At 70.2% G+C, this 24374-nt stretch carries 21 protein-coding genes; 11 read left to right on the top strand and 10 right to left on the bottom strand.

Annotated elements, in window-relative coordinates:
- A partial coding sequence (locus D7X99_RS07960; protein ID WP_158626949.1) for an FHA domain-containing protein occupies positions 1–619 on the bottom strand: 619 nt, incomplete at its 3' end.
- Between the two features lie 127 nt (positions 620–746).
- On the opposite strand from D7X99_RS07960, the gene D7X99_RS07955 reads away from it, so the two are divergent.
- Positions 747–1241, top strand: a complete 495-nt coding sequence (locus D7X99_RS07955) for a peroxiredoxin (protein ID WP_121777228.1) — start codon at positions 747–749, stop codon at positions 1239–1241.
- A 123-nt stretch (positions 1242–1364) separates the two neighbouring features.
- Positions 1365–2840, top strand: a complete 1476-nt coding sequence (locus tag D7X99_RS07950) for a hypothetical protein (protein ID WP_121777227.1) — start codon at positions 1365–1367, stop codon at positions 2838–2840.
- On the opposite strand, the gene D7X99_RS07945 is transcribed toward D7X99_RS07950, so the two are convergent.
- Together D7X99_RS07945 and D7X99_RS42245 are read right to left on the bottom strand one after the other, a co-directional pair.
- Positions 2841–3221, bottom strand: a complete 381-nt coding sequence (locus D7X99_RS07945) for a hypothetical protein (protein WP_121777226.1) — start codon at positions 3219–3221, stop codon at positions 2841–2843.
- Positions 3214–3438, bottom strand: coding sequence for a hypothetical protein (locus D7X99_RS42245; RefSeq protein ID WP_147476063.1), 225 nt, complete (start codon positions 3436–3438; stop codon positions 3214–3216). Before D7X99_RS42245 ends, D7X99_RS07945 begins: the two co-directional genes overlap by 8 nt.
- Positions 3439–3451: 13 nt before the next feature.
- Here D7X99_RS42245 and D7X99_RS07940 point away from each other — a divergent pair, with 13 nt between their 5' ends.
- Entirely contained in the window at positions 3452–4900 is a 1449-nt protein-coding gene (locus D7X99_RS07940) for a hypothetical protein (RefSeq protein WP_233613188.1), read from the top strand.
- Between the two features lie 49 nt (positions 4901–4949).
- On the opposite strand, the gene D7X99_RS07935 is transcribed toward D7X99_RS07940, so the two are convergent.
- On the bottom strand, positions 4950–7250 hold the full coding sequence (locus D7X99_RS07935; RefSeq protein WP_121777224.1) for a S8 family serine peptidase: 2301 nt from the start codon (positions 7248–7250) through the stop codon (positions 4950–4952).
- A 236-nt stretch (positions 7251–7486) separates the two neighbouring features.
- On the opposite strand from D7X99_RS07935, the gene D7X99_RS07930 reads away from it, so the two are divergent.
- From D7X99_RS07930 to D7X99_RS07915, 4 genes are all read left to right on the top strand, one after another.
- Positions 7487–8869: a hypothetical protein gene (locus D7X99_RS07930; protein ID WP_121777223.1), complete on the top strand. Its 1383-nt coding sequence runs from the start codon at positions 7487–7489 to the stop codon at positions 8867–8869.
- A gap of 69 nt (positions 8870–8938) precedes the next feature.
- The gene (locus D7X99_RS07925; protein WP_121777222.1) at positions 8939–9751 is read left to right on the top strand and encodes an STM4013/SEN3800 family hydrolase; all 813 of its coding nucleotides are present in this window, start codon (positions 8939–8941) and stop codon (positions 9749–9751) included.
- Positions 9748–11061 (top strand): STM4012 family radical SAM protein, encoded by a 1314-nt coding sequence (locus tag D7X99_RS07920; RefSeq protein WP_121777221.1) that lies wholly within the window; start codon positions 9748–9750, stop codon positions 11059–11061. Before D7X99_RS07925 ends, D7X99_RS07920 begins: the two co-directional genes overlap by 4 nt.
- Positions 11058–11957, top strand: a complete 900-nt coding sequence (locus tag D7X99_RS07915) for an STM4011 family radical SAM protein (RefSeq protein WP_121777220.1) — start codon at positions 11058–11060, stop codon at positions 11955–11957. The genes D7X99_RS07920 and D7X99_RS07915 overlap by 4 nt, the downstream gene beginning before the upstream one ends.
- Here D7X99_RS07915 and D7X99_RS07910 read toward each other — a convergent pair.
- The 3 genes from D7X99_RS07910 to D7X99_RS07900 form a co-directional block, all read right to left on the bottom strand.
- Positions 11924–13060 (bottom strand): STM4014 family protein, encoded by a 1137-nt coding sequence (locus tag D7X99_RS07910; RefSeq protein ID WP_121777219.1) that lies wholly within the window; start codon positions 13058–13060, stop codon positions 11924–11926. The genes D7X99_RS07915 and D7X99_RS07910 overlap by 34 nt on opposite strands.
- Positions 13061–13069: 9 nt before the next feature.
- Positions 13070–14413 carry a WGR domain-containing protein gene (locus tag D7X99_RS07905; RefSeq protein ID WP_121777218.1) on the bottom strand — a complete coding sequence of 448 codons (1344 nt, stop codon included), beginning with the start codon at positions 14411–14413 and terminating at the stop codon, positions 13070–13072.
- A 62-nt stretch (positions 14414–14475) separates the two neighbouring features.
- A complete protein-coding gene (locus D7X99_RS07900) occupies positions 14476–15699 on the bottom strand; it encodes an OmpA family protein (RefSeq protein ID WP_233613187.1) in 1224 nt (407 codons plus the stop codon).
- Positions 15700–16075: 376 nt separating this feature from the next.
- On the opposite strand from D7X99_RS07900, the gene D7X99_RS07895 reads away from it, so the two are divergent.
- Positions 16076–16723, top strand: a complete 648-nt coding sequence (locus D7X99_RS07895) for a biotin/lipoyl-containing protein (RefSeq protein ID WP_147476062.1) — start codon at positions 16076–16078, stop codon at positions 16721–16723.
- Positions 16724–16730: 7 nt separating this feature from the next.
- On the top strand, positions 16731–17279 hold the full coding sequence (locus D7X99_RS07890) for a hypothetical protein (protein ID WP_121777216.1): 549 nt from the start codon (positions 16731–16733) through the stop codon (positions 17277–17279).
- Here the strand turns inward: D7X99_RS07890 and D7X99_RS07885 are convergent.
- On the bottom strand, positions 17267–18844 hold the full coding sequence (locus tag D7X99_RS07885) for a ribonuclease H-like domain-containing protein (protein ID WP_121777215.1): 1578 nt from the start codon (positions 18842–18844) through the stop codon (positions 17267–17269). The two genes, D7X99_RS07890 and D7X99_RS07885, sit on opposite strands and share 13 nt — an antisense overlap.
- A gap of 16 nt (positions 18845–18860) precedes the next feature.
- Complete coding sequence (locus tag D7X99_RS07880) at positions 18861–21281, bottom strand: DEAD/DEAH box helicase (protein ID WP_169826496.1); 2421 nt, start codon at positions 21279–21281, stop codon at positions 18861–18863.
- 184 nt (positions 21282–21465) lie between these two features.
- On the opposite strand from D7X99_RS07880, the gene D7X99_RS07875 reads away from it, so the two are divergent.
- Positions 21466–22713 (top strand): SLC13 family permease, encoded by a 1248-nt coding sequence (locus tag D7X99_RS07875; RefSeq protein WP_121777214.1) that lies wholly within the window; start codon positions 21466–21468, stop codon positions 22711–22713.
- On the opposite strand, the gene D7X99_RS07870 is transcribed toward D7X99_RS07875, so the two are convergent.
- A complete protein-coding gene (locus tag D7X99_RS07870) occupies positions 22710–23522 on the bottom strand; it encodes a hypothetical protein (RefSeq protein ID WP_169826498.1) in 813 nt (270 codons plus the stop codon). The two genes, D7X99_RS07875 and D7X99_RS07870, sit on opposite strands and share 4 nt — an antisense overlap.
- Before the next feature lie 91 nt (positions 23523–23613).
- Between D7X99_RS07870 and D7X99_RS07865 the strand changes: the two genes are divergently transcribed.
- Positions 23614–24372 carry a general secretion pathway protein GspE gene (locus tag D7X99_RS07865; RefSeq protein ID WP_233613185.1) on the top strand — a complete coding sequence of 253 codons (759 nt, stop codon included), beginning with the start codon at positions 23614–23616 and terminating at the stop codon, positions 24370–24372.
- The last annotated feature ends 2 nt before the right edge of the window (positions 24373–24374 follow it).

Here is a 24374-nt window from a genome sequence, read left to right as displayed (position 1 = left end):
CCGACACCAGGTGCGCCGCCGCCGCTTCCGCTTCCTCGCCGGACAGGTCCGGCAGCAGCACCATCAGCGTGCCACCCACCTGTCCCACCCCGTCCATCAACCGCAGCGCGCCGTGCAGCGCCCGCACCAGCTCCACCTGCGGCACCCGCGCGGACTCCACCTCCAGCGCGAGCACGCTCACCGCCAGGCCCGAGCTGTGCACCCGGTCCAGCTCCTCGGAGAGCCGGGCCCGCAGCCCTTCGGTCTCCAGCGCCCGCCGCTCCGGCAGGGGCCGTTCGCCCCGGTGGAACACCAGCGTCACGTTGCCCAGCGTCACCACGTCGCCGCCGTCCAGGGGCCGCGTCCCCTGCACCCGCTCGCCGTTGACCCGCACGCCGTTGTGGCTGCCCAGGTCCGCGATGAACGCCTCGCCCTCCGCCACGCCCACCCTCGCGTGCTGGCGGCTGACCGACGCGTCCTCCACCACCACGTCCGCCCCCACCGCGCGGCCAATCACCACCGCCCCTTCCCGGGGCAACGGCACCAGCGTGGAGGTGTTCCCTTGGAGGAGCAGCAGGTACAGCCGGTCCGCCGGGGCGGCGCGGGAGGGCCCCCGGCGGGAGTCCTCGGTGTCCATCATGTCGCGTGGCTCCATTCCTCGAAAGAATGCCCAGGCCCTTGAATTCCGGGCAACCCGGTTGTCCTGATTGATTTGCGGGTCAGGCCATGCGCGGTCCATGCTCCCACCCCGGAGGAGAGGGACTTTCATGGCCAAGATGCTGAAAGAAGGGGATGCGGTTCCGGATGTCACACTGCGGGGGCCGGGCGGCGCGCCGGTGCGCCTGCGCGACCTGCTGGGTGACAAGGCGCTGGTCATCTACTTCTACCCGAGGGACGACTCCCCGGGATGTACGGTCCAGGCCTGCAGCCTGAGGGATCAGTACCAGGACTTCACGGACGCGGGCGCGGACGTGGTGGGCATCAGCAGCGACTCCGCGGAGTCCCACGAGAAGTTCGTCGCCAAGTACCGCCTCCCCTTCCGGCTCCTCAGCGACCCGGATGGCGCGGCGCGCAAGGCCTTCGGGGTGGGCACCAACTTCCTGGGGCTGCTGCCCGGGCGGGTGACGTTCGTCGCGGACAAGGGCGGCACCATCCGCTACGCGTTCGACTCGCAAATCCAGGTGAAGAAGCACGCTGAACACGCGCTGGATGTCGTCCGCTCGCTCACGGGCCAGGGAGCCGCTCCCACCCGTTCTGCCTGACACACGTGTTTGCCGTGCGTTTCCCGGTAGACTGATTCCCGTCGTCCCGGCCGTGGGAGCCGGGACGCCGCACCCCCGTCGCTAGCAACATCGGAGCTCATCGGGTGGGCCGGAGGTCATGCCATGCGGTTTCACTGGTTGCTGGGACTGTCGTTGTGCGTCGGCGGCTGCGCGAGCCTGACGAAGGACCTCCATGACGACACGCCGGAGGACGAGGAGGTCCCCACCGAGGAGACGGTGTACCTGGTCCCGCTGGACGAGGCGCTCTTCACCATGCGGCGCGTCTTCGAGTCGCAGCGCTACGACGTCTTCGAGCGCGAGGGCCACCACGAGCTCTACACGTCCGCGCACGAGCCCGGGGTGAACCTGCCCGGCAACCGCACCTACGAGCGCTACTTCGTGAAGGGCGCGTCGCTGGGGCCGCGCCAGTCGGTCATCCGCGTCTTCCGCCTGCGCTACCGCGAGCAGGACACGATCATCGAGGTGAAGCCCAAGTGGCTCAACGAGCGCATCGCGGACGAGGAGAAGTACCTCTCCCGGAAGACGTTCGAGCGCTTCACGTTCGAGGGCGTGCCGGACATGGAGGGCTTCAAGATGGTGCGCGGCACGCGCGACCTGCCGTTGGAGCGCAAGCTGCTGGCGAGGCTGGAGATGGTGCCGTCGCTGGAGCTGGTGGGCGGCAGGACGAACGCGCCCGTGCGCGCCGTGCAGGTGGAGGGCTGGGATGACGACACGGCCCAGCCGCCGCCGGTGAAGTGCGGGGAGCCGCTGCAGGGCGTGGAGCCGCTGCTCACGGCCGGGAACACGGTGCTGGTGGGAGATCCGCTGGGCACGCGCGAGCTGCCGGAGATCGCCACGCGGATGCTCTGCGACGCGGTGGAGAAGAAGCTGCCGGTGGCGTTGGCGTTGTCCATGCCGTCGGAGGACCAGGGTGCGCTGGACGACTACCTGGCCAGCGAGGGCCACGGCCCGGACCTGGAGCGGTTGCTGGTGGTCAGCTCGTTCTGGCGGCGCGTGTATCAGGACGGCCGCAGCAGCGGCGCCCTGCTCCGCCTCATCGAGCAGGCCCGGAGGCTGCGCGCGCAGGGGCACGCCGTGACGGTGCTGGCGTTCGATTCGAACAACGCCTCTGGCAACGCGCGCGAGGCGGAGATGGCGAAGAATCTCATCGCGTACCGCCAGTCGAATCCGGACACGTGGTTGCTGGCGCTCGCGGGTGACGTGCACGTGCGCACGAAGCCGGTGAGCTGGAACAAGGACTTCGAGCCGCTGGGCTGGCGGCTGACGAAGGCGCTGCCCGCGTCGCCGGTGAAGGCGCTGGAGGTGGGCTTCGCGCGAGGTTCGCAGTTCTCCTGCCGGTTCAACGTCTGGGAGCAGGTGGACTGCAACGTCTTCGCGCTCAGCCCGACCCCGGAGCTGCGCCAGGAGCCGGGAACGCCGCGCAAGGTGACGATGTTCGACGGGCCCAGCGACACGGGCTTCCACGGCCGGCTCTGGGTCGGAGCACTCAACGCCTCACCCCCGGTCATCCAGCGCGCCGCGCCGCCCGTGGCCCAGCAGCAGCAGGGCGCCGCGAAGCCCGCGGACGCGGAGAACTGATCAATCACCACTGGGAGGGAGCCCCTCGAAGGTCTCCCATCCGCCTGGAGGCGCCTGGACGCCCAGTGCATCCAGACACTCGCGGGCCTGGGCGTTCCAACTGAGGTCCATGAGATGACCGGTGGGCGCGGCAGCCAGGGATTCGGCGAGCGCCCGCACCTTGGGGGCTGCGGACCGGAAGCGGTCCGCAGCCGGACTACCCCACGCCTTCTCACAGAAGGCGGCGAGCGCGGCCATGCGAGACTGGAGCACGGTCCGCAGCTCCACTGCCGGTACTTGAGTGCTCCATCGCTCGTAGAGACGCGGTGCGGCCAGGACGGTCAGGAGGTTGAGCGCCTCGACGACCCGGGTCGCGTCCTGATCCCACGAATCCTCAGCCACAGAGGGGTCCCAAACGAGCGTTGAAGGGCGCCGTGTTGAACAGCAGTGCCTTGCCCGTCACGGCGTCGCCGCTCGTGCACGTGTAGACCGCCCACCCTGTGAAGACGAGGTTCTCCATGCCCTCGATGAAGCAGTACGGGCACTTGCTGCTAGACTCAGGCGTCCGGGGATGGTGCTGCCTTGGGCCGTCCCCTTCCACGAAAGGGGGCAGGACCATGCGGATGCACTGGATGCTGGGTCTTCTGTGCATGACGGGTTGCACGGGCATCTCACGTGGGCTGGATGGGGATGCTCTGGACACAGAGCCCATCCCCACCGTGGAGCGCGTGTACCTGGTGCCTCTGGATGAGGCGATGTTCGTCGCGCGACGCCTGCTGGAAGAGCAGCGCCTGGACATCTTCGAGAACAACACCACGCATGAACTGTACTCCCAGTCCTGGGAGATCGGCGTGAACGTCCGCGGCAATCGCACCTTCGAACGTTACCTCGTGCGCCCCGAAGAGGTCGGCCCGCGCCAGTCCATCGTGCGCATCTTCCGGCTCCAGTACCGCGAGGCGGATGATAACGCCATGTCGCAGATGCCCGAGCCGGGCAGCCAGAAGGCCAACGACCACTACTACAACCACTTCCGCGAGGTGTTCGCCCACGAGACCTTCGAGGGCGTCCCGCAGATGGAGGGCTTCAAGCTGCGCCGCGGCTTCCGCGACCTGCCCCAGGAGCGCAAGCTGCTCATGCGCCTGGAGATGATGCCGTCGCTGGAACTGGTCGGCGGCAAGGCGTCCATCCCCGTGCGCGACGTGAAGGTCGCGGGCTGGACGCCGGAGACGCCGGAAGCCGCGCCCCGCTGCGGCGATCCCGTGGAGGGAGTGGACGCGCTGCTCACCCAGGGCGGCACCGTGCTGGTGGCGGACCCCATCGGCACGCGCGAGCTGCCGGACGCCGCCTCGCGGATGCTCTGCGACGCCACGGCGAAGAAGCTCCCCGTGGCGCTGGCCCTGTCCGTGCCGTCCGTGGATCAAGCCGCGCTGGATGAGTACGTGGCGAGCGCCGGCACGGACGCGGACCTGGAGCGGCTTCTGGTGCTGAGCGATTTCTTCCGCCGCGTGGATCAGGACGGCCGCAGCAGCGCGGGCGTCATCCACCTGCTGGAGGCCGCGCGACGCCTGCGGGCCCAGGGGCACGCCGTGTCGGTGGTGGCATTCGACTCCAAGCAGGCGGCGGGCAACGCGCGCGAGGAGGAGATGGCCGCGAACCTCATCGCCTTCCGCAAGGAGAACCCGGACGTGTGGATGCTCGTGCTCGCGGGCGACGTGCACGTGCGCACCGGTGGCGTGAACTGGGATTCGAAGTTCGAACCCATGGGCCATCGCCTCACCGCCGCCCTGCCCTCCTCACCCGTGCGGGCCCTGGACGTGGGCTTCGCGCGCGGGGCCCACTTCGCCTGCCGCTTCAACGTCTGGCAGCAGGTGGACTGTGACGTGCACGGCATCAACCCGGCGGCGGACGCGCGCCAGGAGCCGAACACGCCGCGCAAGGTGGCCCTCTTCGACGCGCCGGGCGAGACAGGCTTCCACGGCCGGCTCTATCTGGGCACGCTGAGCCCATCCCTGCCCGTCCTCCAGCGCGCCGCGAAGCCCGTGGTCCAGCAGCAGGCCCCCGCGCAGCCCGCCGAGCACTGACCGTGACGGCGCGGGCCCCGGACACACCGGAGCCCGCGCACGGAAGCGACTACGGCGCCTTCGCGTTGAGGTTCACGCCGCTCACCACCAGGGCGTAGTTGGCGTCCACCGCCGTCGTCGCCGTGTGGGCGTCCTGGACCACCTCATCCGCCAGGACCTCCACCTTCCACGTGCCCGCGGCCGGGTTCGCGAGGAAGACGTTCTCCACCGTGTCCAGCTTGTTGGACACGCCACCGGACGTGGACACGTTGCCCGCCGTCAGGCCGTTGTTGCCCCAATACACGGTGCCGTTGGGCGCCGTCACGCGCAGGGACAGGTCGTTGACGCGCGCCCGCGCCGCGCCCACCGTGCCCATGGGATCCGTGTAGACCATCGTGACGTTGAGCTCCGTCTCACCGCTGGCCACGGCGAAGGTGTACGTCTTGCTCCCGAGCGGCGCGAGGATGTCCGTCTCGTCCACGACGAACGTCTTCGCGGCGCGGTCGTACAGGCGCTTGAGGTCGGACGTCCCCCAGCCCTGCTTGTTGCGGTCGATGTCCGCGTTCGAGCCGCCCGCCAGCCAGTTGTACTTGGACGCGCCGTTGATCATCAGCGCCTTGGCGGTGGCCATCTTCGGGCGGCTGGTGAAGACGTCCGCCTTCTTGCCGTGGCCGGCCCACACGCCCTCGTGCCACATCTGGTGCAGCAGGCCGAAGAAGCCCGCCGTCTGCGGCGTGGCGGAGCTGGTGCCGCTGAACTCCGTGTAGGAGCTGTCCGTGGAGCCGCTCGCACCCCGCACGTTGTCGTAATAGAACGCCAGGTCCGGCTTGATGCGGCCGTCCGCCGCCGGGCCGATGCTCGCGCCCGTGGCCCAGCGATCATCCGTGCGGGCCTGCGTGTTGTAGTGCCGGATGCCGCCCACGGAGACGATGTTCTTCGCCCACGCCTGCGGCCGGGAGTTGCGCGTGCCGCTGTTGCTCTGCGACTGCGTGCTGAGGATGGGCGCCTTGAACAGGTAGTCGTCCACCTCCGCGGAGATGGTCGTGTACGCCGTCGTCAGCGTGCTGCCCACGCTGGAGGTCTGGAACACCGCGCGGTAGTTGCCGCTCGGGTTGATCAGCTCCTGGTTCATCGTGAGGCGGGACTTGGTGCCGCCGAACTGCGTGGACTCCGAATAGAGGAAGAAGATGCCCTGCCCGCCCGGCAACAGGCCCTTGGCCAGAGGATCCACGCCCTTGGCGAAGTTGTGGCTGTAGCAGCTGGTGCCGTGCAGCGAACCGGAGGACGTGCCCGTGCTGTGGATGATGGGCGTCGTGGGCCACTCGCGGTGGGTGGTGCGCAGCTCGGTGTCGAAGATCTCCCCGCGCACGCCCTGCCCGTTCCAGCCCTTGAGCCCCTCGACGTAGTTGGCGCCGCCCGTCTCGCGCACGATGTCCATGTCCACCTCGCCGGGGCCACCCCAGCGGTCGATGAACTGCACCTCGTTGGCGCGCGCGACCTGTGCCAGCTGCTCCTGGTCGAGCGTGGCCTCCACGCGCAGGCCGCCCGGCTCCACCAGGTCCACCTTGCCGCCCAGCCGCTCCACCAGCGCCGTCACGCGAGCCTGGCGGGCCGCGCCGCCCTCACCCAGCATGATGGAGTAGCGCTGGGGTGCCAGCGCCGCCGCCCGTCCGAGCAGCGCGTCCCGCAGCACCGGCTCCAGGCGCCACTCCGGATGGTAGTCCCCCACCCAGCGTACGGCCGGGAGCTGGGACACCCGGGCGCGGACCTCCGACGGCATCTCCACCAGGTACGTGTGGTCCGACAGGAAGCGCAGCACCTTGCCGCCCGCGTTCTCGATCGTCTCCCGGTACTCCGGCAGCGGCGTGCCGTGGAACTGCACCAGCGACAGGGTGTTGTCCCGGTCCGCCACCAGCGCGTTGCCCAACAGCGGCGCGGTGCGAGCCAGCGGGTCGAACGACGCCTCCGCCAACCGGATGAGGTACTCCTCCTGCTGCACGCGGCCCAGCAGCTCCGAGCCGCCGCGCGTGTACGCGGAGAAGGCGCGCTCCGTGCCGTCCGCCTGCCGTTCACGCCAGACGTGCAGCTGCACGCCGGTGTCCCGCACCACGTCCAGGCTGCGCAGGCCGCTGACCGGCCGCGCCGTCTGGTGGAACACCCGTCCCGACGGCGTCGCCAGCGTGGTGCCCCCCGCCTTGAGCGCCGTCGCCACCGCCGCGCCCAGCGCCGCCGGAGCCCGCGTGGCCGATGAAGGGGGGCGCTCCGCCGCGAGCGCTCCAGCCGGAACCGCCAGGGTGCAGCCCAGCACCAGCGCCGTCACCGGCCGCCAGCCACCACGAGACGTCGAGAACTGCTTCCGCATGTTCTGCATGTCGTGCACTCCCTTCAAAGTAAGAATAACCTGTAATACGTATTACGAACGTATTTCAAGTCCTTGCCACTCAGTTGCAATAGGGCGTGCTTTTTGCGCCCGGGGCGTTCACCCCGAGTAGGTTCAGGTGGTTCTGGATGGGTGAAAGTGGCCGAAATCTCTCAGAAATCAGGAGTGTAAGAGCCACACACTGAGCGGAAACAAATCCGTCGGAAGGGCCGATAAACTCAATACACATGACTTCCATCAATCCGAACCGCCCCGCGCCCAGTTTCCAGCCGACGACCCCGGTGGCCCCCACCGAGCGTCAGCCGGCGACCGACACGCCGGTGGAGGCTCTTCCGGATCCCGCGCAGATGGCCGCGGCGGCGTTCCGCGCCGAGCGCGAGCGGAGCACCTTCACGCCGTCCTCGGGCCATGCCCGGGTCTCCATGGAGGGCGGGAACGTCGTCCTGGACGTACAGCGGCAGGTGGGCGCCAGCGCCTCCACGCCCCGGGAAGGCGCCCAGACCCGGCTGGGTCCGGTGAGCCTGGGGGCCAATCTCAGCGCGCGGGGCAGCCTGCGCGTGGAGATGCCCGCCGAGGCCGCCACGGAGGGTCTGCGCAACGGGCAGGTTCCCAACCCCGCCGCCCCTGAGACGTGGCCGGTGGGGACGCGCGCCCGGGCGGAGCTCCAGGGCTCGGCGGGCGTGAACGCCGGTGTGGCGGCGGGTCCGGGCAGCCTGGGCCGGCGGCTGGGGGTGGACACGTCGTTCAGCCGCGAGCAGACGCAGGGCTACGAGTTGCAGCGCACGTCGCCGGAGACGCTGCGCGCCACGGTGTCGAGCGAGGGCCGCCAGCGGGACTCCACCAACATCCACGGCCTGGAGGGCCGGCAGGACCAGCGCCTGGGGCATACCCAGGCGGCGGACTTCAACATCGGCACGGCCGAGGGCCGCGAGGCCTACCAGCAGTTCCTGCGCACCGGTGAGCTGCCCCGGGCGAACGGGCCGGGCGTGAGCAACGTGCAGCGCACGGACACGCTGGATCAGAACCGCGAGGGCCGCATCCTGGGCCGCGAGGTGGCCACCACCGAGCGGCGCACGGCGCTCAGCGCCAACGGCGATGGCGACCAGACCGTGCGCCAGACGGACCGCAACGTGGCGGGCAGCACCCAGACCACGGAGATGCAGGTGGGCGCGGACGGCAACGGCCGGGCGCGCACGGCCATCAACGACTCCGTGGTGGCGACCACGACCACGCGTCCCGGCCAGCCCCCGGAGACGAGCTACGAGCTGACCTTCACGGATCCGAACGCGGCGGCCCTCGCGCGCGGAGCCTTCTCCAGCGACGACGCGGCGGCGTCCGGCACCGGCCCGTTCACGGCGCGCCTCAACGAGCAGCAGGCGCGCGCGCTGGTGGAGCGCACCATGGGCCAGGGCCTGCAGGGCGGCCAGCAGGCGCTGGACCGCGCCTTCCGCACGCTGTCCACGGGCGGTCAGCAGACCTTCGCCACGACGCTCTACAACTCGACCGTGGACACGCAGCGCCCCAACGCCCCGCGCCGCGCGCTCGATTCCTCGCCGGCCGAGGCCCCTGCGCAGCCGCGCCCCCCGGCCGAGACCGCGCCGATGTCGTAGTCCCGCCGTCCCGGGCGGGGTATGGGGCCTCCCATCGATGAGGTCCCCTCCCCGCCCCGCCTTGTCCGCATGCATGACCTGAACGCGCTGGTCGGCACGCACGACCTGCTCTTCCTCACGCTGGACACGCTCCGCTACGACGTGGCCCGGGAGGAGTTGGAAGCAGGCCGCACCCCCACCCTGGCCGCGCTGCTGCCCGGCGGCCGGTGGGAGGAGCGGCACACCCCGGCGAGCTTCACCTACGCCGCGCACCAGGCTTTCTTCGCGGGCTTCCTCCCCACGCCTGTCACTCCGGGCCGGCACCCACGCCCCTTCGCCCTGCGCTTCGAGGGCAGCGAGACGACGGGCCCCGGCACCTGCGTGCTGGACGCGCCGGACCTCGTCACGGGGCTGGCCGGGCGCGGCTATCACACGGTGTGCATTGGCGGGACGGGGTTCTTCAACCAGAAGAACCCCCTGGGCCGCGTCCTCCCGGGCCTCTTCTCCGAGGCGCACTGGGCCCCGGAGCTGGGCGTCACCGATCCCCAATCCACGGAAAATCAGGCATCACTCGCAGTGAAAATCCTGGGCGCGCTGCCCCGGGAGCAGCGGGTGTTCCTGTTCATCAACGTCTCCGCGCTGCACCAGCCCAACCGGCACTACGTGCCCGGGGCGACGGAGGACTCCAAGGCGACGCACGCGGCGGCGCTGGCGTACGTGGACAGCCAGTTGCCGCCCCTGTTCCAGGCGCTGCGACGGCGGGGCCCGGCGTTCTGCATCGTGTGCTCGGACCACGGCACGGCGTACGGCGAGGATGGCTACACGGGACACCGGCTGGGGCACCCGGTGGTGTGGACGGTGCCCTATGGCCAGTTCGTGCTGCCGGTAGACTCCGAGCCATGACGCGCCTGGAGTCGATGCTCGAAGGGACGCCGTACGTGGCGTACCTGTACGGCTACCCGCACAAGACGGCCTACCGCCCGCTCACGCCCGCGCTGCCGCTGGAGGACGTCTGGGCGAAGGAGCGGCGGAACGCGCTGTTCCTCTACCTGCACGTGCCGTTCTGCGAGATGCGCTGCGGGTTCTGCAACCTCTTCACCGCCGCGGGTCCGAAGGAGGACGTCGTCGAAGCGTGGCTCGCCGCGCTGAAGCGGGAGGCCCGCCGGGTGAAGGAGGCGTTGGGACCGGCCACGTTCGCGCGGGCCGCCATTGGCGGTGGCACCCCCACCCTGCTGGATGTCGCGGGGCTGGAGACGGTGTTCGACCTGGCGGCGGAGCTGGGCGTGGACCCGCGCGACGTGCCCATGTCCGTGGAGGTGTCGCCGGAGACGGTGGACGCGGACAAGGTCGCGCTCTTGAAGGCCCGGGGCGTGGACCGCGTGAGCATGGGCGTGCAGAGCTTCCTGGAGACAGAGGTCGCCGCGGTGAAGCGGCCGCAGAAGACGGCGCAGGTGGAGGCCACGTTGGATCTGCTGCGGAGCGCGGGCTTCCCCACGCTCAACCTGGACCTCATCTACGGCATCGAGGGCCAGACGGTGGAGACGTTCCTCCACTCGCTGGAGGCGGCGCTGCGGTACGCGCCGGAGGAGCTGTACCTCTACCCGCTCTACGTGCGGCCCCTCACGTTCCTGGGCAAGAAGTCGCGCGCGTGGGACGACCTGCGGCTGTCGCTCTACCGGACCGGCCGGGACTTCCTCCTGTCGCGCGGCTACACGCAGGTGTCCATGCGGATGTTCCGCGCGGCGCATGCCCCCGCGGCTCGCGGCGCGGTGTACCGCTGCCAGGAGGACGGCATGGTGGGCCTGGGCGTAGGGGCGCGCTCGTACACGGGCGCGGTGCACTACTCGTCCGAGTACGCGGTGGCCTCGCGAGAGGTGCGCGGCATCATCCAGGCGTACAGCGAACGGGACACGGCCTCCTTCGGTGAAGTGCGCTACGGCTTCGTGTTGGACGCGGCAGAGCAGCGCCACCGGCACCTGGTGCTGTCGCTGCTGGCGGAGGGCGTGGACCCGGACGTGTACCGCCAGCGCTTCGGCACGGAGGCGAAGGCGGACTTCCCGATGCTCTCGGAGCTGGGTGCGCACGGGCTGGCGCGCGACGTGGACGGCGTGTTCCAGCTCACTCCCGCGGGCGTGGAGCGCTCCGACTTGATTGGCCCGTGGTTGGACTCCGAGGCCGTGCGCGCGCGCATGACGGAGTACGCCTGGCGATGAAGCTCACCGTGCTCTACCGGGGCCCGCTGTCCGGCTGTAACTACGGCTGCGAGTACTGCCCCTTCGGCAAGTGGAAGCAGAGCGAGGAGGAACTCACGAAGGACCGCGCGGACCTGGAGCGGTTCCTCCAGTGGGTGGAGTCGCGCACGCAGGACACCGTGTCCGTGTTCTTCACGCCGTGGGGCGAGGCGCTCATCTGGCCCTGGTATCAGCAGGCCCTGGCGCGGCTGACGCATCTGCCCCACGTGGAGCGCGCGGCGGTGCAGACGAACCTCTCCTGCCGGTTGGATTGGCTCACGGACTGCCGTACGGAGAAGCTGGGCATCTGGGCCACGTACCATCCGGAGTGGATGAAGCGTTCGCGCTTCCTCGCGCAGTGCGAGCGGCTGTCGGCGCACGGCGTGCGGCACAGCGCGGGCATGGTGGGCTTCCGGCGCTTCGCGGACGAGGCCGAGGCCCTGCGCCGCGAACTCCCCGAGGACACGTACCTGTGGATCAACGCGGTGAAGGACGGCCTGGACGCGTACACGCCCGAGGACGTGGAGCGCTTCACCCGCATCGACCCGCTCTTCCCCATGAACAACACCCATCACCCCAGCCGGGGCCGGGCCTGCCGTGGTGGCGAGTCCGTGCTGTCCGTGGACGGTGACGGCACCGCGTACCGGTGCCACTTCATCAAGGAACCGCTGGGCAACCTCTACGCGCCGGACTTCGACGCGGCGTTGAAGCCGCGCCCGTGCTCGAAGGACACATGCGGGTGTCACATCGGCTACGTGCACCTGGAGTACCTGGAACTGGATCGTGTGTTCGGCTCCGGGCTGCTGGAGCGCGTACCGGCGACGCGGCTGTGGACGGGCGGGGCTCAGCGCAGCGCTTCGCGGATCTCCCAGTCGTAGACGGACAGGCCGTCGCGCGTGAGGCCTGGGAGCAGGTCCCCGAAGGCGTTCGCCTCCAGCACGCGGTGGCCGTGGAAGAAGTCCTCGAACATCAGGTCGATGCCCACGTGGAGGCAGTCGTGCGCGCGGGCCACGGCGCGGCAGCTCTCCATCGCGGCCTCCAGTTCGCTGGGTGGCACCGCCGCGTGGAAGGCGTCCAGGTCTCCCCGGTAGCCGCCCAGGTGCAGGTTGGTGATGGGCAGGCGGCTCTGGCGCACGACGGTGAAGACGGGCTCGCCGCGCACGGTGAGGACACGGCAGTCGAACAGGTCCCCACCCAGTCGTGCCTTGGGCCGGGCTTCCTCCACCTGTGAGCCCTCGCGCAGGAGGAAGGACAGCACCGCGTCCACCTCCCGAGCGTCCGTCACGCGGCGCACCTTGAGGGAGTTGAACCAGCCGGTGGTGCCTCGGTGCAGGCTGGTGAGCAGCGAGCCTTCCGCCCTGCCCGGCCGGTACATGGCGAGGCATGACGCGGACGAACCGCAGGACAGCTTCACGAATGCTTCGCGGAAGTTCGCATCTCGCAACGCCTGGCGCAGGGCTTCCGGTGTCGTGCCCGGAGTCACGTCCAGGAACGGCGGCACGGGGATGCCCAGGCTCGCGTACCGGCGTGACGTGATGCGCTTGTCGAACAGGTCCGCGATGGCGCGGGGTGAGGACAGCACGCGCCAGCGGGGACGCTGGGCGAACCGCGCGGACAGTTCCTCCAGCACGCGCAGGAAACCCAGGTGATGCTGCCGGGGGCACAACACGCGGCCGTGTTCATCCGGCAGCGCTTCCAGTGCCTCGGGCGTAATGGTGTCACAGCCGGCGCCGAGCGCATCCGCGTAGCCGCGCTGAAGGAAGGCGCGCTCCACGGCTGCGTCCTCCCCCGCCGCGTCGATACGGACGAGGCGCTCTGTATCGGACAGCTCCAGGAGGACGTCGGGCGCGCGGGCCACCGTCTCCCATGGCACCACGTGCGCGGGAGGCAGCCCGGCGCGGAGCAGGGCCTCCTGGAAGAGCGTGACGCGCCGGTTCCCGGGATTGCCGATGATCAGGAACGGCGGCGCGGCGTACGGCATGGGGGTGGGCTACTCGCCCACGGCGGCGTAGCGCGCCTCCTCGTCGTAGGGCGTGCGCTGGTTGCCGCTCGCCACGGACTTCGCGACGTTGGCCACGGTCTTCTGCCCGGCCTTCGTGAGGAAGTTCTGGGTGACGTCCAGCGTCTTGAGGTGCGCGAAGGCCTTGGCGTTCTGGGCCAGCGTGTCCGCGCCCGTGTCGCTCATCGTGCCCATGGACAGATCCAGCTCTTCAATCTGGGCCAGGATCTTCGACTTGAGCAGCGCCGCGCACAGCTCGTCCGTGAACTCGGAGTTGCGCAGCCCCAGCTTGCGCAGGGCCGGCACGCCCTCCGCGTCGAGCAGCGGCTTGAGGTCCTTCACGCCGCCGCTCGCGCCGTAGTTCTCCTGGCCGAACCAGACCTCCAGCGACTCCAGCTTCGGCCACTTCGCCTTCACGATCTCCTTCACCGCGCCCTGGTGGAGGCCCCCGGTCTCCACGGTGAACGAGCGCAGCTCCGGCAGGTCGATCTTCCCGAACCCGATCTCACCGCCGCGCACGCGCAGCTCCTGGAGCTGGGGGTAGACCTTGTAGAGCGGCTTGAGGTCGCCCACCTGCGTCCAGGAGATCTCCGTCTCGTCCGGGAACTCGAAGTCGCCGATGAACAGCGAGCGCAACGGCGGCGCGGGCTTCGCCTTCGCGAGCACCTCCAGCGTTTCGTCGTAGTCGTTCTCGCCGTCGAAGTTGGCCATGCCGAGGGTCAGGCGGCTCAGGAACCGCGCGGACGGATGGGCCAGCAGCTCGGCCAGCAGGTCCGGGATGTTCGCCGAGGAGTCGTAGTCCACCTGACCCAGGCGGGCCTCTCGGATGAAGCCCAGGTGCCATTCGAGCTTGAGGGTCTCGTCGGAGACGGCCTCCGAAAGCGATTCGCCCAGGAGCTCGTTGGCGTGGTCCTCGATGAGCGTCGCCACCTTCTTGCGCGTGGCCGCAGGCGCTTCCAGCGCGGAGTGCTGGAGGAGGATCAGCTCAGCGCGTGGATCGCCCTCGCCCTTGAGCCATTCGGCGTACGCGAGGTAGCCCTTCGCGTCGTCGGGCTTCGCGAGGATGGCGGCCTCCAGGTCCGGGTTGACGGCGGACTCGGCGGTGGCCTCCGCGCCGTCGCTGTCCCCGCCCTCGGCGAGCGTGTAGCCCTTGCGCTCCTTCTCGTGGACCTGCGCTTCGTAGGCCTTCTTCGCCTCCGCCTTGGAGTCGAACTCCTCGACCTTCTCCTGGCCGTCGGAGCCGATGCGGCCCCAGCGCTTGGTCAGCGTGGTGCCCTCCAGGGTGATCTCCCAGAACTTGCTGGAGCTGCCTTCCGTGAACTCGTAGCGAGGCATCGCGCGTCCCTTTGGCGAAGAACGCACGGGACGCTAGAGGAGCCCTCCAGCAACCTCAAGGCTCAGGGACGCAGCAGCACCAGCTCCACGCGGCGGTTGAGCTCACGTCCACGAGGAATCAGGTTGGGGGCCTTGGGATTGCGGTCGCCCAGACCCACGGCCTCCACACGGGACGGGGCCACGCCGGCGCGGACGAGCATGTCGGCCACGGCGCGGGCGCGGGCGTCGGAGAGGCTCTGGCGCGCGGGCTCGGGGACCTCGCGCGAGTCGGTGTGGCCCTCGACGCGCAGGCGGGCCTTCGGGTCGCGCACCAGCAGGTCCACCGCCAGGTCCAGGCCCGCGAGCGTGGCCTTGGCGGGCACGGGCTTCTTCTCGTCGAAGCTCAGGGGGTCGGGCAGCTCGATGCGGCCCTCCTGCACCTTGGCGGCCTTGGCGGCCTTGGGCGCGGGCACCAGCGCGAAGGCGAGCGACGAGTCCGCCCCGGCGGCCAGCTCCACCTGGCGCGTCTGCGCGAGGAAGCCGTCGGCGATGAGGTCCACGGTGTACGCGCCCGCGGACAGGGGCACGTCCTGCGGCTTCTTGCCGGGCACGGTGAGCTTCAGGGGCTCGCCCGTGCCGCGCACGAAGGCGGTGGCGGAGGTGGGCTTCTTCGACGTCACCTGGAGGCGCAGGCGGCTGGGCGCCACCGGCGGGCGCTCCACGGGCGGCGTCACGGAGACGACAGTCGTCGTGGGCTTCACGCCCGCATCCAGCGGCGGCGTGGGCTGAACGACCTTCACCGGGGCGCCGGCATCCACGGGCGCGGGCTTCACGGGCGGCGGCGCGGTGACGACGGCGGGCTCGTCCTGCGGAGGCTTGATCATCTCCGCGGTGACGGCGTGGGTGAGCTTGAGCTTGAGGCGCGGATCCGGCGCGTTGGGCACGACGCCGGGGGACGCCTTCACCACGACGCGCAGGCCGCGCTGGGTCTGGAAGCCGACGGAGGCGGTGATCTTCCAGAGGAAGCCGTTGGTCTCGCTGAACAGGCTCCAGGAGCCGTTGGTGTACGTGACGCGCGAGACGAGGGTGTGCTCGCCGGGTTCGACCTTCAGGACCGCGAGCCGGTGGACGCCGGGCGCGTTGAGCTCCTCCAGTCCCGGGACGGCGAGCGGTTCGCCATCCAGGAGGAAGTCGGTCTCCACGAGCCGGTAGCCGTCCTCGGGCTTGAAGCCCGCGAAGAGCACCTGCACTTCGGAGGGGGACTCGGGGACCATGTCGCGCAGCTGGCGTTCCAGCTCCGCGCGCACTTGTTCCTCGCGCGTCGGCTCAGCCGCGAACGCGCCCGGAGCAAGGAGTCCGGCGAGGACCAGGGACCCGAATCTGAGGGAGGAAGAATCCACGAGGCGCACGCAGCATGGCACAAGGCGCCCCGGGGTGATGCAGGGATACATCCCTGTAGGGCGAGCAGGCGTGCGTGTCCGTCAAGTTTCAGGGACCCGGTTGAAGGCCTCGCGGTGAATCCCGCGTTCCAACCAGTCCTGGCGCAGGGAGGCCGGGATGGATCATCCTGTTCCGCACATGGATCCGCGGCCTGAATCCCCTCCGACGCCTGTCCCCTCCTCCCCTCCCAAGCCGACGTCCCGCTTTTCACGGCGGGCATGGACCTGGAGCGCGGTGGGAGCGGTGGTGACGCTGGGAGTGCTCGCGGGGATGGTGCGGGTGGACCGGTCCGCGCGGGGGCAGGTGCTGCTCCAGCAAGGCGAGTGGGTGGACGTCCCTGCTCCGGCCGCGGGACGAGTGATGTCGGTGGACGTGGGGCTGACCGAGAAGGTCAAGGCCGGGCAGGTGGTGGCGCGGCTGGAGACGGCGACCGGGGCAGCGGAGGTGGTGGCACCGCTAGAGGCGATAGTGGGCCGGGTGGCGGTGACGAAGGGGGCCCAGGTGGAGGCGGGCCAGCCGGTGGCGGCCTTGATGAACCGGAACGTGCTGCCGTCGCTCAACGTGCTGTTCCCGGAGGAATACCGGCAGGAGCTGGCCCCGGGGATGACGTTGGAGTTCCAGATGCCGGACATGCGCCACCCGCTGGAAACAGTCATCGAACAGGTGGAGGGTCCGGAGGAGTCGCTCCAGTTCGCGAAGGTGCAGCGGCGAGCCGAGGCGTACCCGAAAGGCGCGGTGCTGATCCGGGCGCACGTGCCGGCCCGGACCTACGAGCGTGACGGCAAGAAGCGCGTGTATCAGGACGGCGAGTCGGGCCGGGCCTACGTGAAGCTGGGCACACAGCGGTTGCTTGTCGCGTGGTTCCCGGGTCTGCGTGATGCGTTGCCGTGAGGCGGCCGTGTTGCTGTTTCTGGGGATCGCCTCCGGGTGTGCACGCGGGTTCGTGGCGGGCGCTGCCCCGGTGGAGGATGACCGTTCGATAGTCTTCCCGCAGTTCTTCGAACAGGCGCCGATCCAGGTCGGCACATCCGAGCAGCCCGTCGTGCTGGATGGAGCCGTGCTCCGCGCCCTGACCCTGGCGGCGGATGACCATCGGCCTCCGGACCGATCTGAAACGCCGTGCACCGACAGGCGCACGTCTCATGTCTTCAGGGTCATCCAGCGTGAAGACATCGTCTTCGTTCGCATCGACATGGACCCGTCGGAATGCGGCGGATCCCAGCCGGGACTCGACTCTGGGGTCCGGTATGCCATCAGCCGTGATGGCCGCATCCTTCGCCGGATCCTGGATGGGCTGGAGCCGTACATCCCTTTCGCGGACGGCGGTGTCATGGAGAAGGCCGCCCCTGGCGTCTCACCCTCCTTCGATCCGGCGCATCCGCGTCCCCTGCCCTTCCAGGACGCATCCTCGGACGCTGGCCTTGCGCCCGACGCTCAGGCTCCCTGACGCGACAGCCGCCGCTCCAGCCGCTCCAGGCGGAGCTGGTGGTCCTCCGCCAGCTCCACCGGGGCGGCGAGTCTGGCGTGGTACAGGGCTCGGGGCAGGTCCTTGAGCGAGTGCTCGTAGAGCTTCGTCAGGGACAGGTGCAGCACCGCGCCCTGTCCGGGCTTCGCGAACGTGAGCGCTCGCTGCAGGTGCGCCACCGCCGTCTCGCAATCCCCCGAGCGGCGGCAGAGGCGCGAGGCCAGCACCAGCGCTTCGACTCCCACCGGGCCTCCGCTCTCCGCGGCGGCCTTCGCGAACGTCAGCGCCCGCGCCGCGTCCCCTGCCCTCTCCGCCACCTGCGCGAAGCCCAACAGATCCCGGGGGTCCTGCTGCTCCGTGCCTTCCGACTGGAAGCGGCGCACCAGATCGCCCATCAGCGCCGCCAGCAGCAGCAGGTCCTTCTGGTTGTGCTCCAGCACCGGCACCAGCTCCGACCCGTCCGTGCCGCGCAGGAAGCGGAAGTACAGCTCCGGGATCAGTGAACCGTCCACGTCCCCCACCCGGTGATGCCCCAGCACCTTCGACTCCAGGTGCACCAGCCGCGCGCCCTCGCCCCGGTGTTTGAACACGCGCCGCGCGCAGTGCAGCAGGTCCAGGTGCGGCAGCTCCTTCGGCACCGGCACCCGGTTGAGCACGAAGCGCGTGCGCAGCAGCGGCCAGTCGAAACTCTTGCCGTTGTACGTGACGAGGCAGGACGACGACGCCATGCGCTCGGCCAGGAGGCGCAGCATGGGCGCCTCCTCTCCCATGCGCCGCAGGAAGAGCTGCTGCACGCGCATCGAGCGGCCTTCGAACCAGCCCAGGCCCACCAGGAACGGCACCGTTCCCGTGCCGCCCGCGAGCCCCGTCGTCTCCGTGTCCAGCATCAACATCCGCGTGAAGTCCACCGACTCCAGCTCCGGATGCAGCGCCAACCCCGCCACCAGCCGCGCCTCCACGTCGAGCGCCGCCGCCACCGGTGCCGTGCCGTGACGATGGTCCGGCGCATACACCTGCTCGGCCACGTGCACCGTGCCATGCGGCGTCGCCCTCGCCTCCACGGGCAAGGCACGCGGCTCGGGGGCCGGCGCCACCGCCTTCCGAGCGGACGCCGTGCCCTGACGCTCCGCCCAGAACGACAGCATCTGGCTCAGCGCTTCCACCCGTGGATCCGCGGGGCCGTCCGCCGCACCACCGCGCTTCGCCGCGAACCGCCGCCGCGCCTCCTCGCGCAGGTCCACGAGGCCGTCCGCCCGCGTGGCCTCGCGGTCAGCGACCTCCGCCCGCGCGGTACGCAATGCAGTCTCAGGAGGCTGTCCGCCGTCCGTCCCCTCCCCGTCCATCGACATGCGCTTGCGCAGAGCCTGGACCAGCACCTCCGCGATGGTGGTCGTGCCCGCCTCTTCCACCGGCGGAATCGGAGCCACCGCCGCGTCCTGCGCGCGCGCCTCCACCGCCGGTGTCTCCACGACGGTATCCACGGGCGCCCGGGCCTGACTGCCGGGGCCCGCGTTGGTGAGTCGGGACAGCTTGCGCTTCAGGTCCATGCCGCGCCCGTGCTCCTCACTGCACCCCGGCGACGCCGAGCGCCGCCAGCAGGTCCAACGCCAGCCGCTTGCGCGGATGCGACCCCGACGACGCGCTCCCCGGCTGCCCACCCGCCGCCGGCCCGATGCACGCCGGACACCCGTCCTCGCACGGGCACGACTCCAGCAACTTGCGCCCTCGCAGGAGCAGTTCCTCGCGCTGATCGTACAGCCGCGCCGCCAGTCCAACGCCACCGGGCACGTTGTCGTAGAGGAACAGCGTCGGATCGAAGCCCACGCCGCCTTCCTTGCGCGGCGGACCGTCCGGCTCGTCCTTGCTGCCCAGCGTGCGGCCCAGGTCTCGCGGGTCGCTCATCAACCCCACGCACGCCACCGTGCGCAGCGCGGAACCCAGGCCTCGCAGTGCGTCGATGACCGCGGGCCGGGGCGCGTCCATGCTCCGCACCACCGCCTCCGGCACCGTCAGCCACAGCGCCGACGTGTGCATCTGCATCTCCGGCAGCCGCACGTCGCCGTAGCCCACGTTCTCGTGCGTGTGGAACTTGATCTTCTTGTATCCGACCACCTTCTCGATGACGGACACCTCGCCCAGGCCCGCGTGCAGCGAGGGCCCCAGCGGCGCTCCCTGATCCTCCTGGATGACGCTCACGCGCACGTTCGTCATCGCGTCCGTGAAGTAGTCCGGCGCCACCTTCCGCACGAACGCCTTGTGGTTCTCCAGGTCCAGCATCTCCACCTGGTACTGCTCGGAGTCGTGCTGGTAGATGGCCTGCTCGTGCAGCTGCGTGTGCGCGGAGCGGAAGTCCATCTCCGCCAGCGTCTTGTCCGTGCCGCGCTCGATGACCACCACGTTGTCCCAGCCCACGCTGCGCAACGACACGTGGTGCGCCGGATACGCGTCCGACGACCAGTGGAACATCCGCCGCCCGCCCTCGGGCGCCTGCGACGGGTGCACCACCTGGTGCTGCGTGAGGAAGTCCAGCGCCTCCGTGGTGTTCTCCACCGGCACGTCGCCGAACGCGTCCCCTTCCTCGAAGGGCAGCTCGAACGCCGCGCACTTCAGGTGCTGGACCAATATCTCCACGTTGTCCGGATCAATCCGCGCATGTTCCACCGGCGCTCCCGTGAGCGCGCGCGGATCCGCCGCGAAGTACTGATCCAACGGCGCGCTGGACGTCACCAGCAGCGCCAGGCTCCCCATGCCTCGTCGGCCCGCGCGGCCGAAGCGCTGCGCCAGCGCCGCCACGGAGCCCGGGTAGCCCGCGCACACCACCGCGTCCAACGAACCGATGTCGATGCCCAACTCCAGCGCGTTGGTGGCCACCACGCAGCGCACCTCGCCCGCGCGCATCGCGGCCTCCGTCGCGCGGCGGGTGCCCGGCAGGTAGCCGCCCCGGTAGCCCTGGATGAGCGACGGATCCAGCTTCTCCTCCACGAACCGGTCGCGGAGGTACTTGAGCATCACCTCCACGTTGTTGCGCGACTGGCCGAACAGCAGCGTGGACACCCCCGCGCGCACCAGGTCCGACGTCAGCCGCACCGCGCTCTTGAGATAGCTGGCGCGGATGCCCAGCTCCGCGTTCACCACGGGCGGGTTGTAGACCAACACCCGGCGCTCACCGGACGGCGCCCCGCTCTCCGACACGAGCGCCACCTCGCGCCCCAGCATCCGCTCCGCATGCGCCTTCGGATTGCCGATGGTCGCCGACGCCAGGATGAACGTGGGCGACGCCCCATGGAACCGCGCCACCCGCTGCAACCGCCGCAGCACGTTCGCCAGGTGCGAACCGAAGACGCCCCGGTACGTGTGCAACTCGTCGATGACGACGTAGCGCAGGTTTGAGAACAGCCGCGCCCAGTTCGCGTGATGCGGAAGGATGCCCGTGTGCAACATGTCCGGGTTGGTGAGCACCACGCCCGCGCGCTCGCGAGCCGCCCGGCGTGCGTCCCCTGGCGTGTCACCGTCGAAGGTGATGGCGCCGTGGCCCAGGCCCGCCTCGCGCATGAAGGCGCGCAGCGATTCCTCCTGGTCGCGGGACAGGGCCTTGGTGGGGAACAGGTAGAGCGCCCGCGCATCCGGCTCGCGCGCGAAGCGATCCAACAGCGGCAGGTTGTAGCAGAGGCTCTTGCCGGACGCGGTCGGCGTGGCGATGACCAGACTCTCCCCGTCGCGGGCCCGCTCGAAGGCTTCGGCCTGATGGGAGAAGAGCTGCTCCACGCCCCGGCGCTTGAGCGCGTCCCGGACCTGGGGGGCCAGCCCCTCTGGCATCGGCGCGAACACGCCAGCACGGGCCGGTGTCACGGCGTCATGGACGATGTTCGGCCACACCTGCCGGTCCGTCCGCCATCCCTGGAGGACGGCGTCCAGCCCGCGAGCCCCTGACCACGGCGTGCGGCGCGGGCCGGAGAAGGCCTCGGTTTCCTTCTCGGGCTTCATAGGGCCGGTCACTGTACAGACGTGTACCCGGAAGGACAACGCGCGTCAGGACCCACCACGGCGGTCTTTTGGGGGCCCATCACCCACATTCCCACCCGACAGTAGCCGGCTCGATTCCCTGCTGGACAGGCGGCTCCAGGGGACCTCGACGGGGCCGAGGCGCGGACCCTAGTGTCCCGCGCCCGTGGCGCTCGCGATCTTCCTGTTCACGTACATCTTCATCGCCGGGGCGAGGCTGCCCTTCATCAAGCTGGACCGTCCCGGAGGTGCCCTGCTGGGCGCCACGCTGATGGTCGTCGCCGGGGCCGTCACGCCCACGGAGGTCTTCGGTCACAGCTCGGACCGGAACCAGCAAGCCATCGACATGGACACGCTCGTCCTCTTGCTGGGGATGATGCTGCTGGCCGTGTACCTGGCGCAGGCGAACTTCTTCCGCGCCGCCGGGGCCAAGGCCCTCAAGGTCGCGCACACGCCGCGGCTGCTCCTGGTGGCCGTGACGTTCGTGAGCGCGTTCCTGTCCGCGTTCCTCGTCAACGACACCGTGTGCCTGTTCCTCACGCCGCTGGTGCTGGTGGTGGTGGAGGACGCGCGCCTGCCGCCCGTGCCGTACCTGCTCGCGGTGTGCATGGGCAGCAACAGCGGCTCCGTGGCCACGTTCACCGGCAACCCGCAGAACATGCTGATCCAGGGCGCGTCCGGACTGGGCTACGCGCGGTTCGCCGCGTACATGGCCCTGCCCGCCATCCTCTCCACCGTCATCGTCGCCCTGGCGCTGCTCTACCTCTTCCGCAAGGAGCTGCCGTCCGCGCGCTTCGACACGCACCCGCCCCCGCTGGAGGTGGACCGCCGGCTGCTCGCGCTGGGGCTGGGAGGCCTGCTGGGCGTGGTGGTGGCGTTCTTCGCCGGCCTGCCCATGAGCTGGAGCGCGCTCGCGGGCGGCGTGCTGGTGATGTCCCTGTCCGGGCACGAGCCGCGCGAGGCCCTGGAGCGCGTGGACTGGGTGCTGCTGCTCTTCTTCGCCAGCCTCTTCGTCGTCGTGTACGGGGTGAACAAGGCGGGCTGGGCGGAGGCCATCCGCCAACTGTTCTCCCCGCTGATGGCCGGGCCGCCGTGGCGCGAGACGCTGGGCTTCGCATTCCTGACGCTCGTGGCGTCCAACCTCTTCAGCAACGTGCCGTTCGTGATGCTCGCGCGCGCGTGGGTGCCGACCATGCAGGAGCCGGAGCTGGCGTGGCACGTGCTCGCGCTGGGCTCCACGCTCGCGGGCAACCTCACGCTGGTGGGCAGCGTGGCGAACCTCATCGTCTTCGAGGCCGCGCGAGGCAAGGTCCGCATGGGCTTCGTGGACTACCTGCGCGTGGGCGTGCCCGTGACGCTGATCAGCTTCGTCGTGGGCCTGGGTGTGCTCCTGGCGGAGCACGCCCTCTTCTAGGCATCCGGATCCGGCAGCTCGCCCGCGGGCAACTGGAGTTCGGACGGGGCGGGCGTGACGGCGGAGGGCACGGTGTCCGGCGCGGTGTTGCCCGAGGGGGCCGCGCCCTTGCGGTTGGGCGTCAGGTCCTTCACGAACATGTCCGCCACCTTGTCCAACAGGTCCGTCATGGCCAGGCGGAACAGCTCCGGCTCCTTGCCGACCTTGAACGGATCCAGGTGCGGCGCGCCCTGCTCCACCGCGTCCAGGTCGAACGGCCGGCGCCACAGCTCCGAACGCCCGTCCAGCCGGAACATGCGCCCGTAACCCTTGAGGTAGGCCCCGGCGTGCCCGTCATCGCTGCGCATGCCGTAGTCCTGGATGACGAACTCCACGATGGTGTCCGCGCCCAGCGGGGCCATCAAGTCGTAGTCCGGCGCGTTGGCGGGCACCTCTTCCACGAGGAAGCTCTCCAGCGCGGTCGCCACCCGGGCAGGGTCCACCGCGTCCGTCCAGGGGGCCTCTTCCGGCAGGCGCGACAGGGTGGTGACGCGCAGGCGCTCGGAGAGCTCGAAGCGCGTCACCGCCTGCTGCAGCTTCACGGTGAGCCGGCGGTCCGCCTCCTTGGGCTCCAGCTTCTTGAGCTTGTCGGAGTACGCGCTGTCCTCCTGGAACACCTTGCTCTTGGGACCCGCGCCGTCCTCGATGCGGGAGATGAAGGCGGGCCGCTGGACCCGGTCCAGGTCCGCGCCGGAGAGGCGCTGGGAGGCGCAACCGGCGGTGAAGGCGACGAGGACTGCCGCGAAAAGGACGCTTCGGCTTCGCACCATGGGGCCCAGGCTAGCCCATCCCCGTCCCCCTGGCCTGTTTGTGACCCACCGAAGGCCTGGGGAGTGTCCGGCACTGATATGCTGCCCGGCCGTGAATCCTCCCCCTTCTGTTCCTCCCGGCCCGGGCCCCAACCGCAAGCGGCGGTTGGGTGAGATCCTGATGGACGCCGGCCTGCTCACTGAAACCCAGCTGCGGACGGCGCTCGCCGAGCAGCGCAAGTGGGGCGGCCGGCTGGGCCTCACCCTGGTGCAGATGGGCGTCGTGGACGAAAGCTCCATGGTGCATGCCCTGTCGCGGCAGCTGGCCATCCCCACCGTGAACCTGGACACCCACGTCCCCGTTCCGAACGCGCTCCAGGCGCTGCGCGTGGACATCGCCGAGCGCTACACCGTCTTCCCCATCGCCTACGAACCCGGCTCCAAGACGCTCACCGTGGCCACGTCGGATCCCACCAACGTGGAGTCCCTCCAGGAGCTGGCCTTCCACTCCGGCCAGAAGCTCCAGGTGGTGGTGGCGACGGCGTCCTCCATCGAGCGCGCCATCCGGCACCACTACCACGGCGAGATCACCTCCACGGCCGCCACGCCGCTGAGCTTCGGCATGGACGAGGCCACCTTCGAGCTGTCCCCGCCGCAGCAGGCCGAACCCGCCGCGCCCCCGCGCCCCCCCACCCCGCCGCCGTTGGTGCGCGACGTGGAGCTGGCGTCGAAGGTGGAGGCGCTCACGCAGCAGGTGGCGGACCTGGAGCGCATGGTGGCGCAGCAGGCGCGCGTGATGCGCGCGATGATGGACGCGCTGGAGGCCCGAGGCGCGTTGACCCGCGAAGAGGTCCAGGCAAAGGCCCGGTGAAC

Source organism: Corallococcus sp. AB032C (assembly GCF_003668935.1).
GTDB classification, from domain to species: Bacteria; Myxococcota; Myxococcia; order Myxococcales; family Myxococcaceae; genus Corallococcus; species Corallococcus exiguus.
This window is presented reverse-complemented; position numbering and strand designations above follow the sequence as displayed.

Excerpts from the sequence above, each read along its gene's own strand:
- D7X99_RS07955 (WP_121777228.1), top strand. The coding sequence starts at position 747 with ATGGCCAAGATGCTGAAAGAAGGGGATGCGGTTCCGGATGTCACACTG.
- D7X99_RS07950 (WP_121777227.1), top strand. The coding sequence starts at position 1,365 with ATGCGGTTTCACTGGTTGCTGGGACTGTCGTTGTGCGTCGGCGGCTGC.
- D7X99_RS42245 (WP_147476063.1), bottom strand. The coding sequence starts at position 3,438 with ATGGTCCTGCCCCCTTTCGTGGAAGGGGACGGCCCAAGGCAGCACCAT.
- D7X99_RS07940 (WP_233613188.1), top strand. The coding sequence starts at position 3,452 with ATGCTGGGTCTTCTGTGCATGACGGGTTGCACGGGCATCTCACGTGGG.
- D7X99_RS07935 (WP_121777224.1), bottom strand. The coding sequence starts at position 7,250 with ATGCAGAACATGCGGAAGCAGTTCTCGACGTCTCGTGGTGGCTGGCGG.
- D7X99_RS07930 (WP_121777223.1), top strand. The coding sequence starts at position 7,487 with ATGACTTCCATCAATCCGAACCGCCCCGCGCCCAGTTTCCAGCCGACG.
- D7X99_RS07925 (WP_121777222.1), top strand. The coding sequence starts at position 8,939 with ATGCATGACCTGAACGCGCTGGTCGGCACGCACGACCTGCTCTTCCTC.
- D7X99_RS07920 (WP_121777221.1), top strand. The coding sequence starts at position 9,748 with ATGACGCGCCTGGAGTCGATGCTCGAAGGGACGCCGTACGTGGCGTAC.
- D7X99_RS07915 (WP_121777220.1), top strand. The coding sequence starts at position 11,058 with ATGAAGCTCACCGTGCTCTACCGGGGCCCGCTGTCCGGCTGTAACTAC.
- D7X99_RS07910 (WP_121777219.1), bottom strand. The coding sequence starts at position 13,060 with ATGCCGTACGCCGCGCCGCCGTTCCTGATCATCGGCAATCCCGGGAAC.
- D7X99_RS07905 (WP_121777218.1), bottom strand. The coding sequence starts at position 14,413 with ATGCCTCGCTACGAGTTCACGGAAGGCAGCTCCAGCAAGTTCTGGGAG.
- D7X99_RS07885 (WP_121777215.1), bottom strand. The coding sequence starts at position 18,844 with ATGGACCTGAAGCGCAAGCTGTCCCGACTCACCAACGCGGGCCCCGGC.
- D7X99_RS07880 (WP_169826496.1), bottom strand. The coding sequence starts at position 21,281 with ATGAAGCCCGAGAAGGAAACCGAGGCCTTCTCCGGCCCGCGCCGCACG.
- D7X99_RS07870 (WP_169826498.1), bottom strand. The coding sequence starts at position 23,522 with ATGGTGCGAAGCCGAAGCGTCCTTTTCGCGGCAGTCCTCGTCGCCTTC.